This is a genomic window from Aeromonas sp. s4 (genome assembly GCF_040907855.1).
GTDB classification, from domain to species: domain Bacteria; phylum Pseudomonadota; class Gammaproteobacteria; order Enterobacterales; family Aeromonadaceae; genus Aeromonas; species Aeromonas caviae.
On the sequence record NZ_JBFOCP010000040.1, the window covers coordinates 13,740 to 31,527 of the forward strand.

The window sequence follows — 17,788 nt, forward strand, 5'->3', positions numbered from 1 at the left end:
TCATGGGCTGGCTGATGATAGGGCTGCTGGCCCTGATCACTTTCTTCAACCGTTTTGCCTTCTTCTCGCGGTTGACCCGCTATCAGCCGGGGGCCGAGATGGGGGCTTTCCTCAGCTTCTCGGCCCAGTCGGTGCTGACCGCCATCTGGCTGCCCATCGTCTTCAGCTATGAGCCCGATCACGGGCTGGACTGGGATCCGGACTACCTGGCCGCCACCCTGCTGGTGACGGTGCTGACCCTGCTGCGCCTGCCTACCCTGGTGGTGGTCGTCGTCGGCATGGGGGGCTTCTTCCTGCTGCGCTGGCTGGGGGGCGTGGCCCTGTTCTGGCCCTGGTGAAGGATGTGCCGTGATCCTGCATGGCGGATGTCTTGATGGGATATCCGCCCTGTTGGGAATGTCACTTCAAAAAAGACCTCCCAAGTGTGAGGATTTTGGTTCCACCCGCCACGGAGTGAACCATGTCCTTCACCGAAACCTGCCAGCGCATCGTGCGCGACCCCCTGCTGTCACCGGCCCAGAAGAGCCACGCCCTGGCGCTCGCCGCCGAAAACGCGTTGCCTTACCCCGAGTTGCCTGCCGCCGTGCAGGATGCCATGGCACAAGGGGTGCTGTGCGACATGTTCGAGGGACACGCTCCCCACAAACCGCGCTATGTGCTGCCGGATTACGAGCGGTTTCTGCGCCAGGGCTCGGCCTGGCTGGAGCTGGCGCCCCCCCTGGACTTCGACGAGGCCCTCGATGCCCTGCGCATCCTCTACCATCACGTGCCCTCCGTCACCGGCATGCCGGTCTGGCTGGGGCGCCTCGATCACCTGCTGCTGCCCTTCGTCGGTGAGCTGGATGATGAAATGCTCCATCGCAAGCTGAAGGCCTTCTGGATCTATCTGGATCGGGTGCTGCCGGATGCCTTCATGCACGTCAACATCGGCCCCGACGACAACCGGATCTGCCGGCTGATCCTGCGCATCGACAGGGAACTCCAGCAGGTGGCGCCGAATCTCAGTCTGTTCCACGACCCGGTGCAGACTCCGGACAGCCTGTTGCTGCAAGGGGTCGAGAACATCTCGGCCTGCAGCAAGCCCCACATCGTCAACTATCCGCTGCACAGGGACACCTTCGACGAACGCGGCTTTGGCATCGTCAGTTGCTACAATGCCCTGCCCCTGGGGGGCGGTGCCAATACCCTGGTGCGCCTTTCCCTCAAGGGCGTGGCCGGGCAGAGCGCAGGGGTTGAGGATTTCATGGCGCGCACACTGCCTCACTATTGCGAGCAGGCCTCGCGGCTCATCGAGGCGCGCGCCGCCTTCCTGCACCGGGAGTCGGGTTTCTTCGACAGCTTCCTGGTGGAGGAGGGGCTGATCGAGGAGACGCGCTTCGTCCCCATGTTCGGCATCTTTGGCATGGCGGAGGCGGTGAACCTGCTGATGGAGAAGGGAGGCTTGCCGTGGCGCTATGGCCATGACGATGAGGCCAACCAGCTTGGCTATCGCATCTCGGCCCGCCTCTCCGAGTGGGTGGCCAGGAGGGGCCAGACCCATGCCTGGGGCGGCCGCGCCCTGCTCCACGCCCAGGGGGGACTCAGCGTGGACAGGGGCGTGACCCCGGGGGTACGGATCCCCTATGGCGAGGAGCCGGATCCCGCCAGTCACCTGCTGGCCCTGGCGCCCCACCACGGCTTTTATCACTCCGGGATCAGCGAGATCCTGACCCTGGATCCCACCATACGCCAGAACCCGCAGGCGCTGCTGCAACTCTGCAAGGGGGCCTTCGCCCTCGGCATGCGCGAATTCAGTGCCAACGTGGCGGACAGCGATCTGGTACGGGTGACCGGCTACATGATCCGCAAGCGCGATGTGGCCCGCTTCGCGGCAGAAGGCTCGCGGCTGCAGACCACCTGCCTCGGCGCCGAGGCGAGCGAGCTGACCGGGATCCGCCAGCGGGCACCGCGGGTGGTGGCTATCGAGACCCTCTTGAATGAGCACTGAGAACGGCAGGCAGAAGGGGGCCGAGTTCAGGGCGACGGTGAGCCGCTGGCTGCCCTTCTCCTGCGTGGACGGCCCCGGCAACCGGCTGGTGCTGTTTTTGCAGGGCTGCAACTTCCGCTGCCCCGGCTGCCACAACCCCCACACCATGGGGTTGTGCGATCACTGCGGTGACTGCGTGCCCGGTTGCCCGGGCAGAGCCCTGGCGATGCAGGAGGGGCGGGTGAGCTGGCAAGCCGAGCTTTGTGCCCACTGCGACCGTTGCCTCGATGTCTGCCCTCGCCACGCCAGCCCCAAGACGCGCCAGATGTCGGTGGCCGAGGTGCTGGCCCTGCTGCGCCGCTATGGCCCGCTGCTCACCGGCGTCACCGTCTCCGGCGGGGAGGCGACCACCCAGTTGCCGTTCGTGATCGCCCTGTTCACGGCCATCAAGGCTGCGCCGGATCTGGCCCGTCTCACCTGCCTGCTCGACAGCAACGGATCCCTGGGGGAAACGGGTTGGCAGCGGCTGTTGCCGGTGCTGGATGGCGCCATGATAGACCTCAAGGGGTGGCGCGAGCCTGTGCATCTGGCCCTGACCGGGCGGGGCCGCGAGCGGGTGCTGGCATCGCTGCAACTGCTGGCGCAGGCGGGCAAGCTGGCGGAGGTGCGGCTGTTGCTGGTGCCGGGGCGGAGCGATTTTCTCGATGCCACCGGCGCGCTGGAGGAGGCGTTGACGACCTTCTTGCTGTCGCTGGGGCCCGTGCCCATCCGCCTCAACGGCTTTCGCCACCACGGGGTGCGAGGGGAGGCGCTGTCATGGCCAGAAGCCGGGTCGGCTGACCTGACTGTGCTGGCCAACGCATTGAAGGCCAAGGGATTTGGGTCGGTGATGCTGCCTGCGATCTGAGCTCTGCGGCACGTCGGGATGCTGAGACCCGATATGACGCAACTGTGAACTCTGTCTATAGGGGCTGTCCGAGGGGACGGCTAGAATGGGCAAACCGTCCATCACCAACAGATACCCATGAGTGAATCCAACGCCCTTTATCGAGTGCAGTTCATTTGTCACAGCGAGCGTTACGAAGTCTATGTAAGAGAGGTGAATCAGGGCCAGCTGTTCGGCTTCATCGAGATCGCCCACTTCGTGTGGGACAACCACACGGCGCTCATCGTCGACCCCAGCCACGAGAAGCTGAAGAGCGAATTTGCCGACGTCACCCGCACCCTTATTCCCATGCACCACGTGCTGCGGGTCGATCAGGTGCGCAAGCAGGGGGCCGCCCGCATCACCGAACTGGGCAACAACGTCACCTCTTTCCCAGGCCCCATCTATACCAAGAAGCCCTGAGTCCTGCCACCAGGCATCATTGTGGGGCGTCCAGCTCCCGGGCCAGTTGCATGATGCGCTGACGGAACCAGCGCAGGGCGGGATCTTCCCCCAGGGGGCCATACCACACCAGGCTGTGGGTCACGGCGCCGTAATCGAAGGGAACGGGGCGGCTCACCAGCCCCTGGGTACAAGCCCGGGTAGCCCAGCCCTTCACGGCCGTGAGAATGAGATCGCTCTGGCGCAGCAGGGCGGCGGCGCTGCCAAAATCCGGCAGGGTGGCCCCCAGTCTGCGCCGTACCTGGCGCTGGGCCAGACTCTGCTCGAAGAAGGGATCGGCCAGCTCCTGATCGCGAATGGCGATGTGGCGCCAGCTCAGGTAGGCATCGAGATCCCAGGGGCACATCAACGCCGGATGTTCCGCGCGCATCAGGCAGACCAGCTCGTCCTCCCGCAAGGTTTCCCAGACGAGGCCGGACTGATTGACCCCGGGCTGGCTCTGATCGTGGGGCAGGATCACGAAGTCGAGCTTGCCCGCCGCCAGAGCAGCCAGTCCCTGCTCGTCCTTGTTACGCACGACGGGCATCAGCCCCGGCACCTCCTGCATCAACTGACCCAGTACGGCCCCCATGGGCCAGATCATGCTGCTCTCCCGCATCGCCAGGTTCAGCTCCCCCTGCCAGTTGGCAGGGGCAAATCCTTCCTGGCTGGTGAGGCCGTTGAGCTCCCCCAGCAGGCGGCGCAGCGTCGGGCCGAGGCGTTCGGCAAACGGGGTCAGCAGCAACTGGTTGCCCTGGCGGTAGAGCAGTTGATCCCCCAGCAGTTCGCGCAACTGGTTGAGGGTCTTGCTGACAGTGGAGGGGGTGGTGCAGAGGCGCTCGGCGCTGCGGGTGACACTGCGGGTGTCGAGCAGCAGATGCAGGGTCACCAGGTGGCGACCGCCGAGGCGGGAGAGGGCAATGAGATCCATCACGGTTCCACGGGCAAGGGGACAAATGAAAAGCCCCGCCTGAGCGGGGCTTGCGGGCTTAGCCCTTGAGCACGGCGGCCATGGCGTCGGCCACGTAGTCGACGTTGCGGCTGTTGAGGCCCGCCACGCACATGCGACCGGAGCGCACCAGGTAGACGGCGAACTCTTCCCGAAGGCGGTCCACCTGCTCCGGCGTGAAGCCGGTGTAGCTGAACATGCCGCGCTGGTTGATGAAGTAACTGAAGTCGCGGCCCGGCACCTTGGCACTCAGCACCTCGAACAGCTTCTGGCGCATGGCCTTGATGCGGGTGCGCATCTCGGTCACCTCACCGACCCACATGGCGTGCAGTTCGGGCTGGCTCATCACAGCCGCGGTGATCTGACCGCCGTGGGTGGGGGGGCTGGAGTAGTTGCGGCGCACGGTGGCCTTCATCTGGCCGAGCACCCGGCTCGCCTCTTCGGCATCCTGGCAGATGACCGACAGGCCGCCGCAGCGCTCGCCGTAGAAGGAGAGGTTCTTGGAGAAGGAGTTGCTGACGAAGAAGCTGACACCGGCGGCCACCATGGCGCGGATGGCATAGGCATCCTCTTCCAGCCCGTCACCGAAGCCCTGATAGGCGATGTCCATGAAGGGGATCAGGTTCTTCTCGACCACCAGGGCGATCACCTGGTCCCACTGGGCACGGGAGAGATCCACCCCGGTCGGGTTGTGGCAGCAGGGGTGCAGCAGCACGATGCTTTTCGCAGGCAGGCTGCTCAGGCAGTCGATCATGGCGTCGAACTGCACGCCGCCGGTGGCCGCATCGTAATAGGGGTAGTCGTGCACCTTGATGCCGGCCCCCTCGAACATCGCCTTGTGGTTGTCCCAGGTGGGATTGCTGACCCACACCTCGGAGGTCGGGAAGTAGCGCTTGAGCAGATCGGCACCGATCTTCAGGGCGCCGGAGCCGCCGATGGTCTGGATGGTGGCGATGCGACCCGCCTTGACCGCTTCATGCTCGGCGCCAAACAGCAGGTGCTGCACCGCGGTGCGGTAGTTGGCGGCGCCTTCCATCGGCTGGTAGGGGCGCGGGGCCGGGGCGGCGGCGCGCTGCGCTTCGGCCTGCTGCACCGACGGCAGCAGCGGAATGCGGCCCTGCTCGTCGTAATAGAGGCCAATCCCCAGGTTCACCTTCTGCTCGCGGGTATCTTTATGGAAGGTCTCGACTAGCGTCAGTATGGGGTCGCCAGCATAGGCATCGACGTGTTCAAACATGGGGGGTCCTTGAAGTTGACTGTCCAATTCGGCCGGCCATCAGCCGGGCCGATATGATGGCGCAATCCAGAGGTGGCCTCAAGTTGTTCGAGATGGCGACAGGGCTGACAAAGTCTGTCGCAGTGGTAAGCGCGGGGCCCTTGTCAGGATCCTGCATCCCGTCTGCACGTTCCCCCCATTTTGTCAGAGAAGGCTGCCTTATCGGGATCGTTTGGATAATATATGGATACATACGGCCCCTCTCACTCCCCTTACACCCATCCGGGGAAGTCAGGTTCAGCGCCACCTGAGACAAATTAATAGTTGCATAATAGTCAGGCTATTATTTTGACAACCATTGCAGTGTGCCCGGCCCCTTCGGGGGGCCCACGATAACAGGTGACTCATCGCCGATGACCCGACACGTTTCTGATGCCGATTCTCCCTGGCTGGACTGGCACGGCCTGGGTGGCTGGAATGTCTATTTTCTTGCCAAGTTCGCCCTGCTCTGGGGGGGATATCTCAACTTCCACCCCCTGATCAACCTGGTGTTTGCCGCCTTCCTGATCTTTCCCCTGCCAAGGGCCGGGTGGCGCCGTGCGCGGCACTGGCTGGCGTTGCCGGTGGGGGCGGGGATCTTCTATCACGATACCTGGTTGCCGGGGATAGAGAGCATTCGTGCCCAGGGCAGCCAGGTCTTCTCCTTCACCCTGGACTACTGGCTGGAGCTGCTCGGGCGCTTCATCAACTGGGAGATGGTGGGTATCGGCTTCGTGATGCTGACCCTCTACCTCTTCATCGCCCAGTGGCTGCGCTTCACCCCCTGGATCCTGCTGGCGCTGCTCTGGCTCTGGGTCTCGCCCCAGGTGAGCAATCCCTTCGCGAGCAGCAAGGGGGCGAGCGAGCACGCCCTGAACACGTCCCGGGAGGAGACCCGCTCTTCAGTGCTGCCCATGGAGGAGCAGCTTGACCAGAGTGCCCCGCCGACCAACGAGAACCTCAACGCCTATCTCGATGACTTCTATCGGGAGGAGCAGGAGAGACTGGTGCACTTCCCGGAGAGCCTGCCAGCCCAGGCGACCCCCTTCGATGTGCTCATCATCAATGTCTGCTCCCTGGCCTGGCATGACGTGGAGGCGAGCGGCCTGACCGGGCATCCGGTCTGGTCCCACTTCGACATTCGCTTCAACCGCTTCAACTCCGCCACTTCCTAAAGCGGCCCGAGCTCCATTCGCCTGCTGCGGGCCAGTTGCGGGCAGACCAGCCACCAGGGGCTCTATGTGACGGCGCCGAAGCAGTGTCTGCTGTTCGAGAATCTGGCCCAGCTCGGCTTTGCCAAACAGGTGGCCATGGATCACTCGGGGGATTTTGGCAACTACCTGACCGGCCTGCAGCAGTATGCCGGGCTGGATGTGACCCCCATGGACAAGAAGGTGCTGGCCCATGATCTCGCCTCCTTCGATGGCGAACCCATCTATCGCGGGGATGCCCTGTTCGGCCGCTGGCTGAACGAGCGGACACAGAGTCAGGCGGCACGCAACGTCACCTTCTTCAACCTCATCGCCCTGCACGATGGCAACCGCTATGTGGCGAGCCGCCAGATAGCGCCCTACAAGGAGAGGCTCAAGACCCTGCTGGATCAGCTGGACGACTTCATGACGACGCTGGAGCAATCCGGCCGCAAGGTGGCCGTGGTGATGGTGCCTGAGCACGGCGCCGCTCTCACCGGCGACAAGATGCAGATGGCCGGGCTGCGGGACATTCCCAGCCCGAGCATCACCCAGGTGCCGGTGGGGATTGCCCTGCTCGGTACCAAGGCGCCCCATGAAGCGACCCGCAACGTGGACACCCCCAGCAGCTTCCTGGCGGTATCAGAACTGGTCTCCAGGCTGGTGGGGAAGGATGTGTTCGGGAGCGAGACCATCGATTGGGATGCCCTGCTGGGCGACCTGCCGCAGACCCCGCCGGTGTCCGAGAACCAGGGCTCGGTGGTGATCGAATATCAGGGCAAGTACCACATCAAGCTGGGGCAGGGGGACTGGGTCCCCTATCCCCAATGAGACCGGAAGTGACGATGCGCAGCGAACGGCAATCAGACATGCAGACCCCCTTCGGGGTCCCAGTGGAGGGCACGGTGATCAATGACGTGGCCATGGTCCAGCAGGCCTTTGGTGTCAGCCTCTCCTACCAGGATATTGCCGCCAGGGAGCGGCTCGCCGCCTTGTGCGCACGCTTCCCCCTGCTGGCGGAGGTGGCAGTGAAAGGGCCCGAGGGGACTGGCGAGGGGAGGTCTGCATGAAGGTGATCGCCCTGCAGGGGATCCGGGGAGGTGTGGGGACCACCGCCATCGTGGCCGGACTGGCCCAGGCTGCCCATGAGCAGGGGGCAAAGGTGCTGGCGGTGGATCTCTGCCCGGACAACCAGCTTGGCATCCACCTTGGCCTGCCCCATGACGATCCGGGAGGCTGGAGCCGGCTGACCCAGCCGGCGCGGGAGTGGCGCGGTGCGCTTCACCGCCGGGAGGAGGGACTGGATCTGCTCTCCCATGGCGGAGGGGAGGGGACGTCGGCCGAGTGGCTGGCGGGAATCGATGGCTATGATCTGGTGCTGCTGGATCTGCCCCTGGGCATGGCCCCCGTCATTCCCTGCAGGCGCTTGCTGGTGGTCAATGCGGATGCCAACTGCCATGTGCGGCTTCACCGCCACCCCTGGGCGGCCGATGAGCGTCTGCTGGTGACCCAGTTCTCCAGCCAGCGGGCCCTGCAGCAGGGGCTGCTGGATCTCTGGCTGGCAGGGGGGCTCCCTCTGCTCAATCTTCATCTGCACAGGGACGAAGCCATGGCGGAGGCCATGGCCGCCAAGCTGCCGGTCGGCCGCTATGCGCCCACCAGTCTGGTTGCCCACGAGCTGGCCGCCCTGGCGACCTGGTGTCTGGCAGAGGGGGAGGCGCCCCGATGAGAGTGCGGCTGCTGACGCCGGCTGCGGGCCTCTGGTGCTCGCAGCGCTATCGCGCACTGCGCGAGCGGGGGGCTTCCCGCCCGGGGGCGGCCGCATTGACCCTGGGCTGGCTGCTGGCCTGGGTTATCTTCCCCCTCGAGCGTCATGGCTGGCAATGGGTGCTGGGCCATGCCCGGGGGCTCTATCCCCAGCTGACGCACCCCCGGGTGGGGGATCCCCTGCGCGTTCTGTTGCAGAGCCTCTGGATGATAGTGCGTCGCCCACAGCCCATCCCTCTGCGCTGGCCTGCCTCCTGGCAGCGGATCTGGCATAGGGGCACTCAGGCTCTCGGGGCCTTCCTGGCCCGCCAGGAGGAGAAAGGGCTGGCCGCCGCCAGGGCAACGCCCCGCGAGGCGCGCTGGAAGAGCGTGCTGCTCTGCGTGGTGGCCGGGAGCCTCTCCCTGCTCTGCGTCACCCAGCCGTTCACCCTGCAGGCGCAACTGGTGTTCGTCCTCTTGCTGGCGGCCATGGCCTTCATCCTGCGGGCCGTGCCGGGCCGTTATCCCATGCTGATGATGATGGTGCTCTCCCTCACCATCTCCTGCCGCTACATCTGGTGGCGCTACACCTCGACCCTCGACTGGTTCGATCCCGTCAGCCTGGCCTGCGGCCTGCTGCTGCTGGCCGCCGAGACCTATGCCTGGCTGGTGCTGCTGCTCGGCTACTGGCAGACCGCATGGCCCCTGCACCGCCCTCCGGCACAACTGCCGGCGGATCCGGCCCAGTGGCCCAGCGTGGATCTGATGATCCCCACCTACAACGAGGATCTCGCCATCGTGAAGGGGACTGTCTACGCCGCCATGGGGCTCGACTGGCCCGCCGACAAGCTGACCATCTGGCTGCTTGACGACGGGGGGCGGGCAGCGTTTCGCGACTTCGCCGAGGAGGCCGGGATCCGCTATGTGGCCCGGTCGACCCATGAGCACGCCAAGGCGGGCAACATCAATCACGCCCTCAAGATGGCCACCGGGGATCTGGTCGCCATCTTCGACTGTGACCACCTGCCGACCCGCTCCTTCCTGCAGATGACGGTGGGCTGGTTCTACCGGGATCCCCGTCTGGGCGTGGTCCAGACCCCCCACCACTTCTTCTCCGCCGATCCGTTCGAACACAACCTGCAACGGTTTCGCAAGATGCCGAACGAGGGGGCTCTCTTCTACGGCCTGGTGCAGGATGGCAACGACATGTGGGATGCCAGCTTCTTCTGCGGCTCCTGCGCCGTCATCAAGCGCACTGCCCTTGACGAGATCGGCGGCATCGCGGTGGAGACGGTCACCGAGGATGCCCACACCTCCCTGCGGCTGCACCGCCTCGGCTACACCTCGGCCTATATCCGGATCCCGCTGGCGGCGGGGCTGGCCACCGAAAGCCTCTCTGCCCACATCGGTCAGCGCATCCGGTGGGCGCGCGGCATGGTGCAGATCCTGCGTCTGGACAACCCCCTCTTCGGCAAGGGGCTCAAGCTGGGGCAGCGGCTGTGCTACTTCAATGCCATGCTGCACTTCCTCTCGGGCATACCGAGGCTCATCTTCCTGACGGCGCCGCTCGCCTTCCTGATCCTGCACGCCTACATCATCTATGCCCCGGCGGCGGCCATCGCCCTCTACATGTTGCCGCACATCTTCCACAGCGCCCTGACCAACTCCCGGTTGCAGGGCAACGTGCGGCACTCCTTCTGGGGCGAGGTCTATGAGACGGTGCTGGCCTGGTACATCGCCAGGCCGACCACGGTGGCACTGTTTGCACCCCACAAGGGGACGTTCAACGTGACCGCCAAGGGGGGGATGACGGAGGAGGTGTTCCTCGATCTGTCGGTCTCCCGCCCCTATCTGCTGCTGATCCTGCTCAATCTGTGCGGGCTGGGGTTCGGCCTCTGGCGCATCGGCACCGGCCCTGCCGACGAGGTGCCGACCCTGATCCTCAGCATGATCTGGACCCTCTACAACATGACCATACTGGGCGGCGCCCTGGCGGTGGCCTTCGAGTCGCGGCAGGTCCGTGCCAACCCCAGGGTGGAGATGGTGATGCCGGCGGCCATCAGGCTGGCGAACGGTCACCTCTACCCCTGTACCGTCAGGGATTACTCCAACGGGGGGGTCGGGGTGCTGCTCGAGGCGCCCTTGCCCCTGGCCGACAAGGAGAGGGTCTGGTTGCTGCTGCGCCATGACCAGCGGGAGCAGGCGTTCGCCGCCAAGGTGCAGCGGGTGTTCGGCTGCAAGCTGGGACTGGAGCTGGAACCCATGGCGCAGGCGCAGCATGCCGAGTTCATCCAGTGCACCTTCGCCCGGGCCGATACTTGGTCCCTGTGGCAGCAGCGTCTGGGCAAGGATCGCCCCCTCCACAGCCTGCTCGACATTACCCTGCTCGGCTGGGGGGCTTACTGGCGTCTGGCCCGTACCTCACCCATCGGCTTTGTTTGTATCCTCCTCGAGAAGCTGGCTCGCTGGCTCCTCTCCTTCGTTCCCCGTCGCGTCTCCCCAGATTTCCGGGCCGGGACTCCGACCTCACAGACAGTGAAAGGATGATGAAACCACAACGCTACCTTATTCCTCTCCTGCTGATGGCGCAGGGTGCGACCGCCGCCGAGGCCGTCGGCCCCCTGCCGCCCGTTCCCGCTCCGGTGCGCACCCAGGGGATGAGCTTCGAACAGATGGCATCATCGCCAGGCACCCTCTCCCTGCGCGGCAATGCGCCAGACGGACTGGCCGACTTCACCGTGCGGCGGGACGAGGTGGTGACCCGGGCCACCCTGGATCTGAACTTCACGCCATCGCCCTCCCTGCTGCCGCTCATCTCCCAGGTCAAGGTCTATCTCAATGACGAGCTGATGGGGGTGACGGCCCTCAACCAGGATCAGATGGGGACGATGACCCATGCCAGCATCGAGCTGGATCCCCGCTATGCCAAGGATTTCAACCGCCTCAAGGTGAGCTTCGTCGGCCACTATCGGAAAGTGTGCGAGAACCCGGCGAGCGATACCCTCTGGCTCAACGTCAACCGGGACAGCAAGCTGACCCTGCAGTTGCAGACCCTGCCGGTGCGCAACGAGCTCTCCTTCTTCCCCATGCCGTTCCTCGACGTGCGGGACAATGGCAAGCTGACTCTGCCCATGGTGTTCACGGGCTCAGTGCCCCCGGAGCAGCAGCAGGCGGCGGCGGTGCTGGCCTCCTGGTTCGGCACCAAGGCCCAGTGGCGGGGCCAGCATTTCCCGGTGCTCATCAACCAGTTGCCCGATCGCAACGCCGTGATCTTTGCCACCAATGACGCGCGTCCCGATTTCCTGGTGGACTATCCCGAGGTGAAGGGGCCCACCATCGACATGATCAGCTCCCCCGACAACCCCTATGTGAAGCTGCTGCTGATCCTGGGGCGGGATCAGCAGGATCTGCTGACGGCGGTGCAGGGGCTGGCGCGAGGCGATGTCATGCTGCGTGGCCAGAGCGTCATGGTGGACGAGGTGAAGCCGCTCTCCCCGCGTCAACCCTACGACGCCCCGAACTGGGTGCGACTGGATCGCAAGATGCGCTTTGATGAGCTCACGGAGTACCCGGACCAATTGCAGGCAACGGGACGCACGCTGTGGCCCATGAGCCTGACGCTGCGCCTGCCGCCGGATCTCTATCTGCTGGGGGAGAACGGCATCAGGACGGAGCTGAAGTATCACCACACCTCGCCCACCCTGCGCGACGGTTCCCGGCTGGATGTGGGGGTCAACGGCCAGCTCATGAAGTCGTTCACGCTCGAGCCCGGCGAGATCAAGAGTGAGCGGTTGCTGACCCTGCCGCTCTGGTTTGCCGACGACGGCGACACCATGGCGCTGCGCATGCCCGGGCTCAAGACCACCCAGGCCAACAGCCTGAGCTTCTCGTTCGAGTATGCCCAGCAATACATGGGAGGAACGGAGGATGGCCGTTGCGACCTGGTGATGCCGCCAGCCCATCAGGTGCGCATCGACGAGGGCTCCACCATCGACTTCACCGGCTATCGCCACTTCATCGAGATGCCCGACCTCAAGGCGTTCGCCTATGCCGGCTTCCCGTTCAGCCGGATGGCGGATCTCGCCGACACCCAGATTGTCATGCCGGCCAGACCCCATCCCGGGCAGATCACCACCTTGCTCGATGCCGTCGGTGCCATCGGGGCTGAGACCGGGTATCCGGCGCTCTCCCTGCAGGTTCTGGACGACTGGGAGCGGGCGCGCACCGCGGATCGGGATACCCTGCTCATCGGCACCCTGCCGGAGGAGTTTCGAGGGGATCTGGCTCCCGACGCCCTGCTGCAATCCACGCGCAGCTGGGTCAACGAGCCAACCCGCCAGCACAAGGGGGATCTGCTGCACACCATGGCCGATCGCCAGCCCCAGGCCCGAGTGGGCATGACGGGCAACCGGGCCATCGCCGTCATCCTGGGGCTGCAATCGCCGACCCATGATCAGCGCAGCCTGGTGGCCTTGCTGGCGGATGGACCGGCGGGGGTCACATTGCTCAATGATGCCCTGCAGACCCGGACCCTGCGCGATCAGGTGGCAGGCTCGGTGGCCATCATCCGGGAATCCGGGGTGAAGAGCCTGGTGGTGGGGGATCGCTACGAGGTGGGCTACCTGCCGTGGTGGGAGCGTCTCTGGCAACTGTTTGCCCGTTATCCGGTGCGTCTTGCCGGGCTGACCCTGCTCTGCATGCTGGTACTGGGCTGGGGCCTGCGGGTGCTGCTTGCCAGTGCCAGCCGCCGCCGTCTGAAGGAAGATTAAGAGATGACTCAGATGAAAAATGTCTGTGGTGCCCTGCTCCTCTGGGCCCTTTGTTCCCTCCCGGCGGAGGCCGTCTGCCACTGGCCGGAGTGGGATCACTTTCGCCAGCACTACATCAGCGAAGAGGGCAGGGTCATCGACCCTGCCGACGGGCGCCGCATCACCACCTCGGAAGGCCAGAGCTATGCCCTCTTCTTCGCCCTGGTCAACGATGACAGGGAGACCTTTGCCCGCCTGCTCGACTGGACGGAGCGGCAGCTCGCCCGCGGGGATCTGACCGGCTTCCTGCCATCCTGGCTCTGGGGCAGGCAGCAGGACGACAACTGGGGCGTGCTGGACGCGAACAGCGCGTCGGATTCGGATCTCTGGATAGCCTACAGCCTGCTGGAGGCGGGTCGCCTGTGGGACAACCACAGCTACTCTGCCCTCGGCACCCTGTTGCTGCGCCGCATCGCCCGGGAAGAGGTCGCCACGCTGCCGGGTCTCGGCCCCGTGTTGCTGCCCGGGGCGAAAGGCTATGAGGGGGAGGGACGCTGGACTCTCAATCCCAGCTATCTGCCTCCACAACTGCTGGCCAGATTCGCCTCCTTCCAGGGGCCCTGGGGCGAGATGCGGGCCCTCTTGCCCAAGCTGTTGCAGGAGAGTGCGCCCCGTGGCTTTGCCCCGGACTGGGTGGACTGGCAGGCCGACAAGGGATGGCAGGTGACGGCGGACAAGGGCGACATCGGTGGCTATGACGCCATCCGCGTCTATCTCTGGCTCGGCATGTTGAGCGAGGAGGATCCCGCCAGGGCTTCCCTGGTGGCCCATTTTGCCCCCATGCTGGCGCAGCTGACCGAATCGGGTCATCTTCCCGAGCGGGTCTCCAGCCAAAGTGGTCAGGTTCAGGGCAAGGGGCCGAGCGGCTTTGCCGCCGCCCTCCTGCCCCTGTCACGGGGCTTGCCGGCGCAGGTCACCTTGCGCAAGCAGGTCTCCGATCACGGGCTGGATGCGGATGCCTACTACGGCAGCGTGCTGACCCTGTTCGGCGCAGGCTGGGATCAGGGGCGTTATCGCTTTGCCGCCGACGGTACCCTGCAGCCGGATTGGAGCGAATCATGTCAGGCAGAGTGACCCTGGGGTGCCTGTTCGCCTGCCTGATGAGCGGAGCCCTGGCGCAAGGGACGGTACAGCCGGTGGCCTGGCTGCTGGAGCAGGTCAGGATTGGCGAGGCCCGTGGGCGGGAAGATCTCGTCAGCAACAGCCTCTATTCCCTCTCCCTGGTGGAGCCTGATCATCCGGAGCTGCTGGCAGCCCAGGCCCGTCAGGCCCTGCGCCAGGGCAAGGTCAAGGAGGCCGGGGCACTGCTGGCCCGCCTTGGCAAGCAAGACCCCGACTCTGCGCTCTATCGTCAGGGCATGGCCAATCTGGCCCTGAACGAACCGGCCAGGCGCCAGCAACTGCAACAAGCCAGGCTGCTGACCAGCGCCGGCAGGCTGGAGGAGGCCGAGCGTCTCTATCGCTCCCTGTTCTCAGGTGACTTGCCCCCCAATCTCGACGTGGCGGTGGATTATGCCCTGTTGCAGACACGGATCCCGGCCATGAAGGCGAAGGGGCTGGCGGCCCTGGAGGCACTCAACCGGCAATATCCGGGTGAGCCCAGAGTGCGGGGCGGGCTGGCTCGCCTCTATCTGGCGGAGGGTCGGCGCCAGGGGGCGCAGAACCTGTTGCGCGAGATGGCGCGAGATCCCTATCAGCGGGACGAGGCCGCCGAGATCTGGCTCGCGGACATCGAATCCCTGCCCATCGGTCCCGGGAGCATCGCTGCCTTGCAGGAGTACATGGTGCTCTTTGGCGAAGGGGATACCACCAAGGCGGAACAGCTGCTCGCGGCCCAGGAGGAGAAGTGGGCCTCGCCCGCCTATCGTGCACGCCAGTCGGCGCTCGCAAGCACGGCGGGAGGTGGTGCCTCCATCTCCCGCTTGCAGCGTGCCCTGGCTGCCAACCCGGGGGATCCCGAACTCATGGGGGCCCTCGGGCAGGCCTACTCCCGCAACGATCAACGAGCGCTGGCCATCGCCCAGTTTGAATGGGTGCTGGCACACCCCGAGGTGACCGACAAGGACAAATGGCGCAGCCTGCTGGCCACCAACCGCTACTGGCTGCTGGTGAGCCAGGGGCGCAGCGCCCTGGAACGGGAGCAGTGGGATGAGGCGGCGACCCTGTATCGCCGTGCCATCGCCCAGGATGGGCGTGAGCCCGAAGCCTGGCTGGGGCTCGGAGACAGCGAGCGTGGCCGCCATCGCGATGCCGACGCGGAGTCCGCCTACCGCAAGGCGCTCGCCATGGGGAGCGCGCGGGAGCGGGCACTGGCCCGCCTGTTCGATCTCTACAAGGAGCAGGATCCGGCGCGGGCCCTGGCCCTGCTGGAGCAGCAGGGCCCCCCCGGGATGCAGGCCGAAGGGCGGCGGCTCAAGGCCGGGCTGTTGCAGGAGGAGGCCGATCAGCTCGATCGGGCCGGCAAGGTGGCGGCGGCGCTGCGCCTTCGCGAGCAGGCACTCGCGCTGACCCCGGAAGAGGTGTGGCTGGCCTATCGAGTGGCCGATACCCGGGCCCGCCTCGGGGAAGCCGGGAGCGGGGAGCGGCTCTTGCGGGAACGGCTGGCGGCGCGGCCCCAGGACGCCACCCTGCGCTACGCCACCGCCCTCTATCTCTCGGGGCAGGACAAGACGGTGGAGGCGAGAGGGGTGCTGGCCGCCATCCCTAGGTCCGGCTGGACACAGGACATGGATGCGCTGGATCGGCGCCTCGCCCGCGGCGAGGTGCTCGCCAGGGCGAGGGCGAGTCACGAGGCCGGGGATGATGAGGGGGCCGAACGCCTGCTTCAGCCGTTGCAGCCGGATGAAGAGGCGAGCCTGATGCTGGCGGAGTGGGCCACGGATCGGGGGGCCTATGCACTGGCGGAGCAGCGCTATCAGGAGGTGCTTGCCCGCACGCCGCAACAGCCCGAGGCCAGGCTCGGCATGGCCGAACTGGCCAGGGCCAGGGGCGATCTGGCAAAGGCCCGTCACTGGCTGCCCGCCTGGCCGGTCAGCCCGCTGCCCCCGGAGGGGGCCAACTACTACCGCCGGGTAGCCAATCTCTATCAGGCGCTGGGAGAGGGCGAGACAGCCCGCGCCATCTTCACCGACTACGAACCCCTGGTGGCGATGCAACCGGCCTCCCAGCAGACGGCGCTGTTCTGGCGCGATGCCGCCCGCCAGCGCGTTGCCGAGCATGATGTGGAAGGGGCTCTGGTGCGGGATCGCAAGGGGCTGGTGGCCGCAGGTCTGGCCCCCCGCGAGGATCTGGAGGGGGGCGAGCTGACCCGGCTGGCACGCAGTCAGGATGGGGAGGGGTGGCTGGCATCCGGCCTGCGCAGCGATCTCGACAGGCACTACCGGCAGAGCCAGACCACCTTCTCCCTCGACAGCGATTACTGGGGCTCCAGCGGTACCGGGGGCTACTCGGATCTGCGGGCGCTGACCCAGATGGCGCAACTGGATACGCCGCTGGCCGGTGGTACCGCCTTCGGCCGCCTTGAACTGGTCGACATGGATGCCGGAGATCTGCCGGACTCCCCTTACCGGGCGCAGTTCGGTACCTGTGTGGCCAGGGACTGTCGCGGGGACGCGCACCAGCAGAGCCGGGGGACCACCCTGGCGGCAGGCTGGCAGCGGGGGGCCTGGGCGTTCGATCTGGGGACCACGCCCCTCGGTTTCGAGGTGGTGGACTGGGTTGGTGGCGCCACCTTGACCGGTGACTGGCACACGCTGGGGTGGGGGATGACCCTCTCGCGTCGGCCCGTCAGCAGCTCGCTGCTCTCCTATGGGGGAACGGTGGATCCGGGCACGGGCATCAGCTGGGGCGGGGTGCGGGCGAACGGGATGCGCCTCGATCTCAGCCGGGATCTGGGAGGGGCCGTCGGGTTCTGGGGCAGCGCCCAGCAGCACCTGCTGACCGGCAAGAACGTGCCCGACAACTGGCGCACCCGGCTCATGGGAGGCGGCTACTACAAGCTGGTCAACGAGACCCATCGCCGTGCCAGCGTGGGGCTCAGCACCATGCTGTGGCACTACCAGCAGGATCTGGGGGGCTATACCCTGGGGCAGGGGGGTTATTACAGCCCGCAGGGGTACTTCTCGCTCTCGGTGCCGGTCAGCTACCGGCAGCGTACCCCGGACTGGTCATGGGAGCTGGGGGGATCGGGATCCTGGTCCTACGCCCGAACCGACGACAGCCGTCGCTACCCGCTGGAAGGCCTGCTGCCCGCCGGTTTGCCAGACAGAAATGCGCCTGTGAAAGGGGGCAGTAGCAGTGGATTCGGCTACACCCTGAATGGCGTGGTGGAACACAGGCTGACGGAACACTGGCGCATCGGTGGCCGGGTGGACATCCAGCAGGCGGATGACTATGCCCCCAGCCATGTCACCCTGTTCCTGCGCTACACCTTCAAGCCCTGGCAAGGGGATCTCGACATGCCGCCAAGGCCTCTCACTCCCTACGCGGACTTCGACTGACAGAGGCGC

At 66.0% G+C, this 17,788-nt stretch carries 12 protein-coding genes and 1 pseudogene; 11 read left to right on the top strand and 2 right to left on the bottom strand.

Going from position 1 to position 17,788, the window contains the following annotated elements:
- Positions 1-2: 2 nt before the first annotated feature.
- The 4 genes from AB5Y89_RS13140 to AB5Y89_RS13155 all read left to right on the top strand — a co-directional run bounded on the left by AB5Y89_RS13140 (position 3) and on the right by AB5Y89_RS13155 (position 3,314).
- Positions 3-338, top strand: coding sequence for an AzlD domain-containing protein (locus tag AB5Y89_RS13140; protein WP_261998820.1), 336 nt, complete (start codon positions 3-5; stop codon positions 336-338).
- 122 nt (positions 339-460) lie between these two features.
- Positions 461-1,987, top strand: coding sequence for a YjjI family glycine radical enzyme (locus AB5Y89_RS13145; RefSeq protein ID WP_368223955.1), 1,527 nt, complete (start codon positions 461-463; stop codon positions 1,985-1,987).
- Positions 1,988-2,024: 37 nt separating this feature from the next.
- The gene (locus AB5Y89_RS13150) at positions 2,025-2,873 is read left to right on the top strand and encodes a YjjW family glycine radical enzyme activase (protein ID WP_221366623.1); all 849 of its coding nucleotides are present in this window, start codon (positions 2,025-2,027) and stop codon (positions 2,871-2,873) included.
- Positions 2,874-2,990: 117 nt separating this feature from the next.
- On the top strand, positions 2,991-3,314 hold the full coding sequence (locus AB5Y89_RS13155; protein WP_010672837.1) for a DUF1820 family protein: 324 nt from the start codon (positions 2,991-2,993) through the stop codon (positions 3,312-3,314).
- 16 nt (positions 3,315-3,330) lie between these two features.
- On the opposite strand, the gene AB5Y89_RS13160 is transcribed toward AB5Y89_RS13155, so the two are convergent.
- Positions 3,331-4,263 (bottom strand): LysR family transcriptional regulator, encoded by a 933-nt coding sequence (locus AB5Y89_RS13160; RefSeq protein ID WP_221365844.1) that lies wholly within the window; start codon positions 4,261-4,263, stop codon positions 3,331-3,333.
- Between the two features lie 58 nt (positions 4,264-4,321).
- Positions 4,322-5,518: an amino acid aminotransferase gene (locus tag AB5Y89_RS13165; protein WP_102949194.1), complete on the bottom strand. Its 1,197-nt coding sequence runs from the start codon at positions 5,516-5,518 to the stop codon at positions 4,322-4,324.
- Positions 5,519-5,910: 392 nt separating this feature from the next.
- On the opposite strand from AB5Y89_RS13165, the pseudogene bcsG reads away from it, so the two are divergent.
- The 7 genes and pseudogenes from bcsG (at position 5,911) to bcsC (ending at position 17,779) form a co-directional block, all read left to right on the top strand.
- A pseudogene (gene bcsG, locus AB5Y89_RS13170) lies at positions 5,911-7,557 on the top strand (cellulose biosynthesis protein BcsG).
- Between the two features lie 14 nt (positions 7,558-7,571).
- Complete coding sequence (gene bcsR, locus AB5Y89_RS13175) at positions 7,572-7,796, top strand: cellulose biosynthesis protein BcsR (protein ID WP_010672842.1); 225 nt, start codon at positions 7,572-7,574, stop codon at positions 7,794-7,796.
- The gene (gene bcsQ, locus AB5Y89_RS13180; protein ID WP_368223956.1) at positions 7,793-8,455 is read left to right on the top strand and encodes a cellulose biosynthesis protein BcsQ; all 663 of its coding nucleotides are present in this window, start codon (positions 7,793-7,795) and stop codon (positions 8,453-8,455) included. The genes bcsR and bcsQ overlap by 4 nt, the downstream gene beginning before the upstream one ends.
- Positions 8,452-11,019, top strand: coding sequence for a UDP-forming cellulose synthase catalytic subunit (gene bcsA, locus AB5Y89_RS13185; RefSeq protein WP_368223957.1), 2,568 nt, complete (start codon positions 8,452-8,454; stop codon positions 11,017-11,019). The genes bcsQ and bcsA overlap by 4 nt, the downstream gene beginning before the upstream one ends.
- Positions 11,016-13,241 carry a cellulose biosynthesis cyclic di-GMP-binding regulatory protein BcsB gene (gene bcsB / locus AB5Y89_RS13190; RefSeq protein ID WP_368223958.1) on the top strand — a complete coding sequence of 742 codons (2,226 nt, stop codon included), beginning with the start codon at positions 11,016-11,018 and terminating at the stop codon, positions 13,239-13,241. Before bcsA ends, bcsB begins: the two co-directional genes overlap by 4 nt.
- A 3-nt stretch (positions 13,242-13,244) precedes the next feature.
- Complete coding sequence (gene bcsZ / locus AB5Y89_RS13195; RefSeq protein WP_232092733.1) at positions 13,245-14,354, top strand: cellulose synthase complex periplasmic endoglucanase BcsZ; 1,110 nt, start codon at positions 13,245-13,247, stop codon at positions 14,352-14,354.
- Positions 14,339-17,779 carry a cellulose synthase complex outer membrane protein BcsC gene (bcsC, locus tag AB5Y89_RS13200; RefSeq protein ID WP_103260818.1) on the top strand — a complete coding sequence of 1,147 codons (3,441 nt, stop codon included), beginning with the start codon at positions 14,339-14,341 and terminating at the stop codon, positions 17,777-17,779. Before bcsZ ends, bcsC begins: the two co-directional genes overlap by 16 nt.
- Positions 17,780-17,788: the final 9 nt, after the last annotated feature.